Origin of the sequence: Hymenobacter tibetensis, from assembly GCF_022827545.1 — a bacterium.
Classification (GTDB): domain Bacteria; phylum Bacteroidota; class Bacteroidia; order Cytophagales; family Hymenobacteraceae; genus Hymenobacter; species Hymenobacter tibetensis.
The window spans coordinates 2332904-2346299 of record NZ_CP094669.1; the positions used below are offsets into that span (position 1 = coordinate 2332904).

The following is a 13396-nucleotide window of genomic DNA, read 5'->3' on the forward strand; positions in this document are numbered from 1 at the left end:
TATAAGTTTTATATGTACACAAAGGGTACCTATTGGTGGGTTTACTGCTTGATTAAGCACAGAAAAGGAGGGTTAAATAGCCTATTAAGTACAAGATTTTTTTGAGAAAACAAACCGATAAGCAGGAGTAATATAGCCTGGTAATCCTGCTAGCTCATGCTCCACTATTGTTTGCAGGATATGCTCGTATTGAATGGGATTGCCTCTCAAGCCGGTAATTATAGACGTGGCTTCGTTAATTAGAAAAATGAACGATGAGGTTCATCAATTAATATACATAAAATATTAGCTTTGCTCTAGCCGCTGTTAACAGTAATGGTTTTGGCATTATTAGTCTTGGTTCTTCTTTAAAGTAAAATAATGAACTATTCACAAGTGTATTTTGGGAAACCGCTAGGGCAACTAATGTATGAGGATATTGAACATTTCTTTTCAACAGAAAAAGAGGAAACTGACCAACTAGAGTTTAAATCTTATAATTCAAATGGAAAATTAGAAGATAAACTTTCTGGGCTTATTGAGGGAATAACAGCTTTTTTAAATTCTAGTGGTGGTGTATTAATTTGGGGGGCACCTGAGGGCAAGAAAAATCCAATACAAGACAGAAAGGAGAGAGTGTTTTCAGGAAACCTAACAAGCCTGCCGTTAGCTATCGAAAAGGACTGGCTGATAAGCAAAGTGTCTGATAAAATCATACCCCTGCCAGCTGGTATCCGTGTACAACTTCTTCGCAGAGATGATTATCAGGTTTGCGTATTTGAGATTGATGAAAGTCGATATTCTCCTCATCAAACCGATGGAAAATATTACATGCGTATTGATGGTCAAAAGAAGCCTGCCCCACATCACTATATCGAAGCACTTTTTAAGAAAATATCGTATCCTCAGTTAGAAGCATATATTAGACCATCCAGCTTTAATAAAATTGACAAGGGCTATTCACTAAAAATATATTTTAATTTTTTTAACTTTTCTCCTTTTGAAAACGAAGAATATTTTAACTTCCGAGTATTGGTTTCAAGGGGTATGTTTATGAGGGGAGCGCCAGTAAGTAGAGGATATGCCGTTCCTGGATTTAGTAAAAGAGGAACAGAATTTAGCCCTGTTGATAGGTTGGATATACTGCATTATGGGCAAGGGCATGGAGTAACGGAAGATATTGAGTTTTACAATGAGGACATCGATAACCCAAATGGGGTGGCTAGTATAATGATTTTTTTTGGAGGGAAAAAATCTCCAATGAAGATGAATAAATATGAAATAAAGTTGATTAATCTCTCTATTGAAAATATAATGAAACCTGTTACTTTATTTACAGTTGTATTCGAAAATATGTTAATGTCGGAGTATTACAGTAGTACAGGAAAAAGCCAGTTAATTGAACAAGAAGGATATGTCAGGTAGTTAATCGAGTGTTAATAATCAGTCAGCGAGAGCAAAGAAATCTAATTCCCGAACCGCAGCTTTGATATCATCCAATTTCTGTCCATAAAGCATCAGTGTTGTATAATCAGTGTGACCACTGCGGCCCATTATTTCTGGAGTCGGAGTATCCAACGCAAATAGGTAACTGATATTAGTTTTCCGGCCAATATGAGACCCAATTGCGTCACAAAGCTTCTCCTTAGTAATGATTTCCCGTTTACCACAGTATTTGATAGTTGCTACCTCTCGCTGAAATGAGGGGATTCCTTGGCAGTATTCACGTAGCAATTCGATAAAGTAATAGTCCTCCATTTTGCGTAACTGGTAATTATTACGCTCTAAGATTTCCTTCATTAGTTTGGTGACTGGTACCGTTGCTGTTATTTGTTTTCCCTTGGTTTTTTGTGGGATTATTTGAATGAATTCTCGTTGCTTCCCATCGAATTCGGTTTTTACCTGAAGTTTATCTTTAAAATTTATAAACACATCACTAATTCGGAATCCTGTTGATATCAGCATCAGCATAATATCCTTCATTCTATCGTGCCCTTTTTTATTACTATCTATTTTGTGATTCATGAATTCCCTTAACTGGTAAGGGTGTAGGAAAACCACGTTAGGCTTGCTAATTAATAACTCGAATCTGTACCTCTCATAGCTCGTGTTGAGGTTGAGGTCATGCGCGTAATACCTGAGTACGGATTTGACCTTCGACATGTAAGTTTGAATACTCTGATTGAGTATCCCTTCGCCCACCATGAAGCCCTCAAGCTGCTGGAGAGTGTCCCTGGTGACGTCTTGAATCCGGAGTGAAGGGTGGAACCGTTCAACCATCTGTGCAACAGTTTTCAGGTTGCGGATAGTAGTATCGGCTACTTTGTTCTTGCCTTTTGTGTTGTACCGTTCGAAGTAGGTAACAAATAGGTCTTCCTTGCTGTGCGTGGGAGCCTGGATGAAGCCGGTTTCGACTGCTACCTGGGTTAGCTCTTCTTCCAAGTCGGGTATCCCAGCTTTCCTGCTAGCAGCGTCCCAGGTTTTGACCTTCTCCTTGGTCTGTTCTTTAAGTTGATTGAGCTGTTGCTCTAGCTGCTTGATTTGTTGCTGGATATTGTATTCCTGGAGCTTGCTATCAATGGCTTCCTTCCCGGTTTCTAGTTCTACGGTGAACAGCTCTCGTTTCTCCCTGGTTTTTTCAGCTTCCCGGTTAGTCTTGACAAGGAGGTATTCTTGGCGCATCGTTTCCCGCTCCACTGGTACCTTCCTTTTACCCAGATTGTCATATGCCTCCATCAAATCAGATTGGATGTGATGTAGCAGGCCATTAATTACTTTGGCGTTATCACCGTTAACTCTGCCATTACGGAGACTGTCGGGTAGAATTTGATAGCCAGTGCTGATAACCAGTTCGCATTTACCCGCCGCACCGTGCCTAAATTTGACACCCAGAGGCTGTTGCGGAATGCGGGTATTGACTTTGCGAACAAAGACTGTGATAGTAGCCATAAGGGTTGCCTGGATAGAGGTACAAAGGTAAAACTCTGTACCTGCTCTGTACCACTCTAGGGCGAAAATGGTACAGACCCACCCGGAATAGTGGTACATACCTGATTTGTTATCTACCTCGTAAGGGCCGAAAACATAGCGTACTACTTGATTATCATAAACAAAGAAGGACCAGCCAGCGGCCAGTCCCTCTTCCACAACCAAAACACCTAAAAATAATCTTTCTACCAAATCAGCCAACAACTTTCAGGCCAAAGATTCCATATTAGAAGGGTTGTAACACGAATTTTCCTTGAAAACAGAAACAGTCTCCTGCACATTGCAGGAGACTGTTTCTGTTTTCAAGGAAGTGGTTTCAAAGAGCTATTCCTTCACCACTCTACTCACCAGCCGAGAGCCGGCAATGTCTACAGTCACGAGGTATACTCCGGGCGCTATGCCAGGCAGTTCAAGGCGAGGCTGATTAGCCCCTACTCGCACTAACACAGACTTGGTAGCTACCGTGCGGCCTAATAGGTCGGCTACGTTCACAGTGGCCGTTCCGGAGGCCCTTGACTCGAATGACAATGTAAGCTCATCCCGGAAAGGGTTCGGGTAATAGCCAAACGTTTCAGCCACCAACGCCGAAGGACCGTTGCTGAGAATAACACTCAGATTGCGGGCTCCGCGGAATACTTGGCCCCGAATTTCGCCGCCTGGGTACATATTCGTGTGAATGTTAGCATATATACTGTCGCGGCGGAACTGGAGGGCCCGACGGGCGGTGAAGTTAGCAGCGGTATTAGGCGCTGCGTTGCCGGTCGTCTGCCAGAAGCCTTCGGCCGATACGGCAGCACCACCGGTTGGATTGAAAAAAGGAGCTAGATCAAACACAACCCCACCACTTTGATTTATCAAGCCCGTATGGAAGTGGCCGACCGTGACAGGACCTGTGAGACCGCCCCATACCATGTTGAAGTGCACGTTGCTTTGATCACGGTCCATGCTTACGAAACCAGAGCCATAGCCTGCACTGGTATTCGGAGTAGGCCGCTCCTGCGAGCCATTCATGGAGAAGGTATACCCTTCACGGGCCAGCCGGTAAGCCTGACCTCTGATTTCACCGGTTGGGTTGGCTGCTGTTGTTAGCATTAAGTTGAAGTCACCGCGTAGTAGCGCCGCCACGTTGGCAGGTGACACTAGAAGTCCTGCATTTAGTATATTACCTTCAACTAGAGGTGTCAGATTATATCTTACGGTAGTAGAAGTATACGGCTGGCCAGCCGGGGCAATAGCAAACAAAGCACCTGTAATTGGGCCGCTTAACCCGTTGGCAACTGCATTAACATAAAGTGTGTCCAATGTAGGCGTAAGTGATAAGTTCATCGTGGCTCTGGCCGTAGTAGTAACGGCTGGCACAACCTGGGCTCCATCCAAACGGCCATCTAAATTCAGATAGCGCCCAGCCTCTGAAAATAACTGACCCCGGATTTCACCATTTGGATTGGCGGCTGTATGAAAATTGATGTAAATATTACCAGCTTCTAAGGCTGTTATAAAAGCGGCATTCGGGGTTATTTCTCCGCTAACGGTGTTGCCAGACACGAAAGGCAGCAAGTCTACTACTGGGGGTCCAACAGTGCCAAACGCACCCGTATGGAAGTGCGCCATTGTAATGGGACCACTTAGATCGGTGGCCGTCGCCTGAAATTTAAGTTTGGTTTTGTCCTGGGATAAGGTGAAGATGCCTATTCCAAATGCGTCGGTACTCACTGGGGGCACTTCTTGGTCGCCGTCGAGGCCGGCAATGTATTGGATGTCGGACTCCAGCTGCACCTGTCCCCGAATTTCACCGTTTGGATTAGCGGCCGTGTGGATGTTGATATAGTATTGCCCGGCTAGTAATGCTCGAAGCCGTGCTGGTGTTAGGTCAGTAGGTCCCGTCAAGAAACCGCGCAGTTGACTGCCGCGCACAAAACGGAACAGGTCAATAACCGGCGGGCCAGCCACACCCGGGCGTCCGTTGTGGAGGTGAGCCATCGTAATTGCTCCACTCAGACCGTTGAATGTAGCATTCATAAAAAGCGTATCGCGGGTCGCGTTCAGCGTGAAGCTGGCAACCCCCAAAGCACTGGTGTTTACTGCAGGTACTTCCTGGGCGCCATCAAGCCGAGCCGACAGCAGCAAATGAGCCCGTAAATGGTCGGCTTGCGAACTGATGCTGGCCAGCAGAAGAATCAAGCCGGTCAGCAAATGTGTAATGTTTTTGCGCATACAAATGGGGAATTAGATGAGAGCAATATGGTAAGTGTCAGCAGCTAAGTTACACTGTAGTACTGTTCTATGATGAATTAGTTATGCTCCACAGAGTTATTATTCTGCCAGCCGCGTTATGCTTCTTACAAGCACACCACAAGGCTTGGCGTAAATTGCGGTTTTTGCCGTTTGGCGTACTCTCATTCTCCACTTCCCTCTAGCTACATGGAAGCACCCAATCCTGACTTCATGCGCGAAGCCATTCGCCTCTCCATCGAAAAAATGCAAGCTGGTTACGGCGGGCCATTTGGCGCCGTTGTAGTAAAAGACGGTGTTATTATTGCCCGCGGCTTCAATCAGGTAACTAGCACCCACGATCCTACCTGCCATGCAGAGGTTGATGCTATCCGGAAGGCCTGCACTGCCCTTGGTACGTTTCAACTGGACGGCTGCGACCTTTATACCTCGTGTGAACCGTGTCCGATGTGCCTGGGAGCAATTTATTGGGCCCGGCCGCGCCGCGTGTTCTACGGCAACACCAAACAAGATGCTGCGACAGTCGGGTTTGATGATCAGTTTATCTATGAAGAGATAGAAAAACCGCTGGAACAACGTCGCATACCCATGACAGAATTACTGCGCGATGAGGCAGCAGTTGGTTTCCGTGCTTGGGAGGAAAAAGAAGAGAAAAACAAATACTAAGAATTATACAACAAAAGAACACCCCGCAATGGCAAACTCAATAGTTTGTCATTGCGGGGTGTTTTGCATTCGCCTATCACCACCGTTGTTTATCCCCCTTTCTGTGCTATAAATAGCACAAATAGATTGTCTTTTTTTGTTTAAATAACTTTTTTGAGGTGTTTGGCTATTCTTGCCTAAGAAATAACAAAGTGCAATTGACTAACCTATTTAAGGCAGCTATATTTGTTATGGTAGCTTGGATTTATCTAAGCTTTTGAAAGGGAAGCAGATGATTGAATATGTTGGATAGTGTCCCCCGGGCTTAGCCCCGTTTACCCCCTCTAGTTTCTACTATACCCTGTACTGTACTACATGAAAACACTTTTCCTCCCACTTAGCCGATATCAGTTCTGGCTGAAATTCCCTGGCAAAACGTTGCTGCCAACGGCCTTGTTGCTTGGTATAGTGGCCAGTGCTGAGGCGCAAACGTCTAATTCGTTTCCGCGCAACGTAACCTTCAAAGGAGCCACGGAATCCAACTTTACTATCAGCGGCTCAGCACGCCTCACTGGTACCGGAGCACCTGGTGATGATGCAGTAGGCCAAGGATACCTCCGCCTGACGAGCGCCGAAGGGAATAAAGCTGGTTCTATTATCGACAACGTAGGGTTTGATGCGCCAGAAGGCTTTACTATCTCGTTTGAGTTCTTTGCCTACGGAGGCAATGGAGCCGACGGTTTCAGTGTTTTTCTGGTAGATGAAGCTGGCCAACCTGCTACTGGCTTCCGGATTGGTGCCTCGGGCGGTTCATTGGGTTATGCCCAAAAAACTGACGCTCCCGCATCCGACGGTGTCTCGCGCGGTTATATAGGTATCGGTATTGACGAATTCGGCAATTTTTCTAACCCCACCGAGGGTCGTGTTGGAGGCACCGGGTTTGTTCCGGATGCGGTTTCTATCCGGGGTGCCGGCGACGGCCGGGCAACAACTGATTATCCGTACCTAGCAGGCACTCGCCTAGGCGAACTAGGCTTTAGCTTGGACGTTCCTTCTGCCCGTGCTCAGCCGGGTTCTGCTGATTATAGAAGGGCCTTTATTGATGTAATTCCCACCGGAACAGGCACTAGCAGAACGTACGACATCACGGTTCGGATTCAGCATGGCACGGCTGTTACCACCGCCGTAAGGCAGTTTCGGGTATCCACGCCGCCTAGTCGGCTCCGTTTAGGGTTCTCGGGCTCCACCGGTGGCTCTACCAACGTACACGAGATTCGTAACCTCAATATCGTGCAGGCCCCTTTCGCTGTCGACGATGTAGCCAGCACCATTTTCAACACCCCGGTTTCGCTGAACGTTACCAGCAACGACGTGGCTCCAGGAGCATCTATCAACCGGGCAACCGTGGATTTGGACATTGATGTACCTGGCATTCAGGATACCCGGACCATCGCCAACAAAGGCACGTTCACCGTTTCGGAGACAGGGGCTGTCACCTTTTCGCCAGTAAGCACTTTCGCGGGCACTGTTACGCTGCCTTATAATGTGCAGGACATTCTGAGCCAGCTCTCTAGCCCTGCCAACATTACCATCATTGTAGAAGGTGCTGACGTAGCCACCAGTGCGAGTGGCCCGAGCTATGCCACTGCTAGCTCCAACGTAACCTACACCATGACCACCTCCAACCTTGGCACGCAACCGGCAACCGATGTGGTTCCCAAGTTGCGCCTTTCGCCAAGTGTCTCTTCGGTAGGCATGACACTCCCAGCTGGTGCCAGCTACAATGACGCGACCGGCGAAGTTACGTTTGCTACAATTGCTGACCTTGCCGTTGGAGCACCAGCCGTAATAAACACGGTTAGCTTCACTGTTCCGGCCAACGGCACGCTCATCGGCACTGCCAGTTCCATTTCCAGCATTCCTGATCCGGTAGGCGACAATAACACGGCTACTATCACCACCACTATCGGTGGGTCAGTGAACGTCATTACGGCTTGTGCCACTCCTGGCAAAGACGGTCCGGCTACGTTGTCCGGCAATTCTCCGATTCCGAACACCTATTTCCCAGGTACCGGAACTGCCACCTCCAATGGGGTTAGCTTAATCACAGTGGGAATCGCGCAAGCGGGCACGAGGCCCATTGAGGCCGGTGACTTGGTGCTGGTCATGCAGATGCAAGGGTTGGATATCAACACCACCAACACCTCGGCTTATGGTACGCCTAGCAGCAATGGTATAGCAGGTCAATACGAGTATGCCGTTGCTGCTAATTCGGTAGCCCTTACGGGCGGTATTCTCACGTTGGCAAGTCCTTTGGCTAACACCTACGAGAATCAGGATACGCCTAATGGCACCACTGGTATCCGGCATTTCCAAGTAATTCGAGTGCCCCAGTATTCGGCCTTGACTCTTACCGGTACGGTAACGGGTGCCGCTTGGAACGGCCAAACCGGTGGCGTGTTAGTCTTGGATGTGGCGGGTCGGACCACTATGAGTGGAACCGGTGCTGGACTTGATATGACTGCTAAAGGTTTCCGTGGTGGCGGTGGTGCACAATATACCTCCTCTGCTTATAGCAATGCAGACTACCGTAATAGTGCCGGTTTGTTGACTCTAGGCGCTCATGGTAGCAAGGGAGAAGGCACAGCAGGCACACCTCGGTTTGTTTACACTGGCGGCAATGCAGTGGTGAACACCAATCTTTTAGTGGAAGGCTATTCCAATGGTAGCGTTGGCCGGGGAGCTGCTGGAAATGCCGGTGGTGGCGCTACTGACTTCGCTCCTGTTAACAACAGCGGTAACGCAGGGGGCGCAGGCGGTGGCAATGGTGGCGTAGGCGGCACTGGTGGTTTCGGTTACGGTTCGGGCCCTGATGGCAACGGAATACACGCCATCGGTGGAGCTGCTAAACTTGGTGATATTTCGAAATTGGTGCTCGGCGGCGGTGGCGGCGCGGGTTCTACCAACCGCAACAATGCACACCTAAGCAGTGGCGGCACAGGTGGTGGGGTTGTTATTCTGCGCACTGGCTCGGTTTCAGGTACTGGTACTATTCAAGCAAACGGTGCTACTGCACCAGATGCTCGCGCCGATGAAGGCGGTGGTGGCGGTGGTGCTGGTGGCTCTGTACTACTGCTTGCTAGCCCACCCACCGGAATTGCTGGTGGTACCGGCTTAAGCAACCTAACTGTCAGCGTAAACGGCGGCAACGGTAGTGAGGGTGACAACGACAACGGCGGTTCATACGGACCAGGTGGCGGCGGTGGAGGCGGCGTTTTGTACGCCAACGGAGGTCTTGCTACTTCCTCTGTACGTGGGGGCTCAGCAGGACGCGCAGTCGCTACCAACCCTAACAGCACGTATGGAGCTGCTGCAGGCAGCAATGGCACTGCGACAACCAATGCCGATGCCACTACCAACGACGGCGCAATATCTGGAGCTGGTGCCTGCTTGCCAGTACTGACGGCTTCGCTGGAAGCAATAACGCCACAGGTGCGTCGCACCGGCGACCCAGGCCAGCCTGTGCAGCCAGCGTCCTACAAACTCACTATTGTTAACACAGGCGGTATTGCAAAAGACGTGCGCGCTATTGTTGCACTAGCTACCAATGGAGTTGCCAACAACGACGGGCCATTCCGCTATCAGTCATCCGGAACCACCGTTCTACAGCGGTTAGCTAACGGCGTGCTAAGCACCTTGGCGGCCGTAACCAACTACGTAGCTCCCACGAACAACAGCATCACTCCAACCTTCAGTGGCCTAACCATACCGGCTGGCGCTACCATGGTTATCAACTTTGTAAGCAACGTTGCGGGTACGGCGTTGGACAATGTTGCCTACCAGACAACGGCCTCTATCAGCTACAGCGACCCAACTCGCTCGTCTACCTCACGCACAATCAGTCCAACTGGTTTCTATGAGGCTGGTGGTGAGGTTCCAGGCTCCAATTACTCTGGTGCTTCCAGCACAGCGGAAGACGTTACGGTTCTACGTCCGCTACCAGTGGAGCTGAAGCGCTTCGAAGCCGCCGCCGCCGGGTTGAACGCAGATCTAACGTGGGTCACCGCGACCGAACTGCAAAACGACCACTTCGCCATCGAGCGTAGCCTGGATGGGCACACCTTCGACCAAATCGGCGTCGTGAAAGGGCAGGGCACGAGCTCGAAAGAGACGGCCTACCGCCACACCGATGTCGGCGCCGGCCGCTTGTCGCTCAAGCCGATTTACTACCGCTTGCGGCAGGTGGACCGCGACGGCAGCAGCAGCTACTCACCGATACGCGTGGTTCGGTTCGAGCGTGGCACGAAGCTGGCCATTGCCTTGTATCCGAATCCGCACCAGGGCACTGCCACCCTCGATTTGTCGGCCTTGCCTGCCACCGCCTCGCGCATTGAAGTGCTAGACTTGTCGGGTCGGGTGCTTCGCCGGGTCGAACTGCTCGGTGGCCTCAAGCACGCCCTAGACTTAAATGCCCTTCCATTAGGTTCTTACTTAGTACGTGTACGCAACGCGGAAACAGTGCTCACCTTGCCTATGATTCGCAACTAGCTCCGCCAGGATTCCTTAACGAAACAGGCCGCCGCAGATTCCTGCGGCGGCCTGTTTCGTTTCAAACGATCTGCTGCAAAACGACAAACGACTCAGCATGGTGGCCATACCAACATTGACTGCCATAGCTTATAAGATGGACGCGGCTGGGGTCTGGCTTCACTCACCATTGAGTTAACCATAGGCCCGTTATGTTCTTATGTTTTCCGCCTCAGAAACGCATAATTGAGGTTCGGATTTTGGTCTGGATGCAGCGGAATTCAGGCCCGGATAAACAAAGAAAACCCCCTCCATTCACGATAGAGGGGGATATGATTCCTAGTATTTTGGCTGTGGAAGAAGGACGTGGCTATGCTTCGTCCTTCTTTTTTGTTTGAGCTGTCGCAGAGGACCTTCTGAGTGCAAAGTAGTAAGCTGTTACCATCTATGTATCGAGGTAGCAGAACGCTCTACCCTTGCCGCCATGAGTGACTTAGTGCACAATGCGCAGTTCGTACTGAGGAGCAGCGTCCGGAGAACCGGAAATGCGGAAAGCACCTACGCGGCTGGGGCCGTAGCCAAGGTTGACCTTCACCCATTCGTCGCGGGTAGGTAGTAAGGCAATGATTTCGCGGCGCAGAAGTGTTAAGTCATCATGCAGGTTAGTTAACTCGTTCTGCACTTCGTCGGGGTGCTGGTCGAAGCTGCCGGTGGGGGGGCGCTGCTCGAAGGCATTGGCAGACGCCTTCTCGTCGGCGGCTTTGAGGGGAAGGTTGGAGGCTTCTATCTCTGTCCGTCCCAGCTCTTTTTCGGCCGCGAGGTAGGCTCCTATTTTTTCTTCAAGCGCTTGTAGATCGGGGCTGAGGTAGTCGAGGTTGCTGGACATAGGAAGCAGAACAAAAGGGTGTAGTCTGAAACCCACAACGCAACCTAGCCGTGGAAGGATACACTACGGTGCTGCTGGTTTGCTAATAAGGGAAAGAGAAATCGACCTACTCTATCGAGAAGCTGCCCTAAATTCTTTGAAAGGCAGTGGGCAGCAGCCCAGCGCCACTGATACCGTAACTTGCACCGCCGCCATATGGCCGGTTCTTTCGTTTGTGTTCTGTCTATGTCTGCTCTTCACACCGCCCAATCCGACCCGCTGGGTCATGCCTTACTCGATTATCAGGATGGCCAACTTGATGCCACGCTCACTGTTTTTAGCAACGTAGCGGAGGAAGAGCCATTGCCGGCTAGCTACTTTTTTCGCAGTCTGTGGGAAATGCCCGAGTTGGAGCGCATGGCCTTAGAAGAATGCCGCGGGCACGTGCTCGACCTGGGCGGCGGGGCTGGTTGCCACGCCCTAGAGCTTCAAAACCGGGGTTTTCAGGTAAAATCGGTCGACGTATCGGAAGGAGCAGTACGGGTGATGCAGGCGCGCGGCGTACGGGAAGTAGCCCAGCACAACATCTTCGATATCGCGCCCGAAGCAGGTAAATACGATACGCTGCTTATGCTCATGAACGGATTAGGCCTTGTAGGTACCCTTGAAGGCCTCGAACGTTTTCTGCACCATGCCAAAACCCTGTTAGCCCCTGGAGGCCAGATTCTAGGCACTTCCTCTGATATCAGCTACCTCTACGAAGACGAAGACGGTGCCTTGGTGTTCGACCTGAACGGCCCGTACTATGGTGAGGTGGAATACACCATGCACTACAACGACCAGGCCGGTACCCAATTCCACTGGCTGTTTGCCGATGCCAGCATTTTGCAGGATTACGCCGAGCAGGCCGGTTACGAAGTTGAGTTTTTGGACGAAGACGAACAACAGCAGTACTTAGTACGGCTTACATTACGGCCAGAGCGCGAAGCCCAAAATCAGAACGCGAAAAATTAAGTTACTTGCCCTTCCACTCACCAATTCCTTTTATGGCTTACGAAAAGACTTTCACGGTGCGCTGGGCCGACATGGATCCAAACCGACATATGCGCCACTCGGCTTATGCCGATTATGCTGCGCAGGTGCGTCTGGAGTTTCTGGCCGATCAAGGTTTTCCGATGCAGGAATTTGCTCGGCTCAACCTGGGCCCTATTCTTTTCCGGGAAGACACCCGGTTTCTCAAAGAAATAGGCCTCAGCGAATCGATTCGGGTGACAGCGGAGCTAGGTGGTATGAGTGAAGACGGCTCGCGGTGGCGCATTATCCATACTATATACAAAGCTGATGGGCGCGAAGCCGCTGTAGTAGCCGTAGATGGCGCTTGGCTGGATTTAAGCTTGCGTAAGCTTACGGTGCCTCCCTCCGAGCTGACTGCCGCCTTTTCCGGCATTAACCGCCACACCAGCTACGCCGATATTGTGCGGGAGCGGAAAGAGTAGCAAGGTATCCTCTGCAACATGTTGAACAGAGGATACCTTGCTTGGGCAGCTGTTTAGTTAACTTTTACGGCTTTAGTAATGCGTTCCAACTGGCGTTGGTGGTGCAGAATGTGGTCAACCATGAAGTCTAAAGTCTGGTTGATGGTAAGCATACCGGAGCGGGGATGCTTGAAAATAGCCCGATTAACAAACTGGCTTGGATACTCATTCAGGATTTGTTCCAGGGAGCGGCGTATGGCCTCCCACTGATGGCGTAGTTCAGAAAGAGGCGGCACTTGATCGGGGGTAAGCTCTTTGAGCCTAGGCGGCGCTTTGAATTTAAAGCCCGGCACCCGCAGCAATACTCTCAACAGCATCGACTTCAACTTATGGCTGAGGCCAGCGGTCTGGAGTTCTTCGGCGTTGCGCAGCTTCTTTTCTATGTACTGGGTGATGCCCGTTTCAGCTACCAGCAAATGGTGCACCACCTGCGCCGCCGACCACTGCCCAGGGCCTGGCGTTTGGTATGCTTGAGGGCCAAGGGCTTCAGCAGTCTGGAACAGGCGATTGGTAGCGTGTTCCAGCTGCTCGAAGCGGAGATGCAAACGATGGTTCATGGATGTGGGCGGGGAAGTAGCGTAGCTTTGGGCAAAAGGTACGTAAATTCCCTGCTGCCCGCTGAGCT

The 13396-nt window shown here is 50.4% G+C and carries 9 protein-coding genes; 5 read left to right on the forward strand and 4 right to left on the reverse strand.

The genetic code is table 11. The features are described from left to right. Window positions 1-360: 360 nt before the first annotated feature. A complete protein-coding gene (locus tag MTX78_RS09240; RefSeq protein ID WP_243801952.1) occupies window positions 361-1404 on the forward strand; it encodes an AlbA family DNA-binding domain-containing protein in 1044 nt (347 codons plus the stop codon). Window positions 1405-1422: 18 nt separating this feature from the next. Here the strand turns inward: MTX78_RS09240 and MTX78_RS09245 are convergent, their stop codons facing one another. Together MTX78_RS09245 and MTX78_RS09250 are read right to left on the reverse strand one after the other, a co-directional pair. After that, window positions 1423-3168: a phage integrase SAM-like domain-containing protein gene (locus tag MTX78_RS09245; protein WP_243801954.1), complete on the reverse strand. Its 1746-nt coding sequence runs from the start codon at window positions 3166-3168 to the stop codon at window positions 1423-1425. 123 nt (window positions 3169-3291) lie between these two features. Next, a complete protein-coding gene (locus MTX78_RS09250; protein ID WP_243801955.1) occupies window positions 3292-5181 on the reverse strand; it encodes a CHRD domain-containing protein in 1890 nt (629 codons plus the stop codon). 207 nt (window positions 5182-5388) lie between these two features. Between MTX78_RS09250 and MTX78_RS09255 the strand changes: the two genes are divergently transcribed. Next, entirely contained in the window at window positions 5389-5865 is a 477-nt protein-coding gene (locus MTX78_RS09255; protein ID WP_243801957.1) for a nucleoside deaminase, read from the forward strand. A 354-nt stretch (window positions 5866-6219) separates the two neighbouring features. Continuing rightward, window positions 6220-10392, forward strand: a complete 4173-nt coding sequence (locus tag MTX78_RS09260) for a T9SS type A sorting domain-containing protein (protein WP_243801959.1) — start codon at window positions 6220-6222, stop codon at window positions 10390-10392. A 472-nt stretch (window positions 10393-10864) separates the two neighbouring features. On the opposite strand, the gene MTX78_RS09265 is transcribed toward MTX78_RS09260, so the two are convergent. Next, window positions 10865-11257 (reverse strand): hypothetical protein, encoded by a 393-nt coding sequence (locus MTX78_RS09265; protein WP_243801961.1) that lies wholly within the window; start codon window positions 11255-11257, stop codon window positions 10865-10867. 225 nt (window positions 11258-11482) lie between these two features. Between MTX78_RS09265 and MTX78_RS09270 the strand changes: the two genes are divergently transcribed. Together MTX78_RS09270 and MTX78_RS09275 are read left to right on the forward strand one after the other, a co-directional pair. Further along, window positions 11483-12250 (forward strand): class I SAM-dependent methyltransferase, encoded by a 768-nt coding sequence (locus MTX78_RS09270; RefSeq protein ID WP_243801963.1) that lies wholly within the window; start codon window positions 11483-11485, stop codon window positions 12248-12250. Between the two features lie 32 nt (window positions 12251-12282). Continuing rightward, window positions 12283-12732 carry an acyl-CoA thioesterase gene (locus tag MTX78_RS09275; RefSeq protein ID WP_243801964.1) on the forward strand — a complete coding sequence of 150 codons (450 nt, stop codon included), beginning with the start codon at window positions 12283-12285 and terminating at the stop codon, window positions 12730-12732. A 53-nt stretch (window positions 12733-12785) separates the two neighbouring features. Here MTX78_RS09275 and MTX78_RS09280 read toward each other — a convergent pair whose 3' ends face one another. After that, entirely contained in the window at window positions 12786-13328 is a 543-nt protein-coding gene (locus MTX78_RS09280; protein WP_243801966.1) for a DinB family protein, read from the reverse strand. Window positions 13329-13396: the final 68 nt, after the last annotated feature.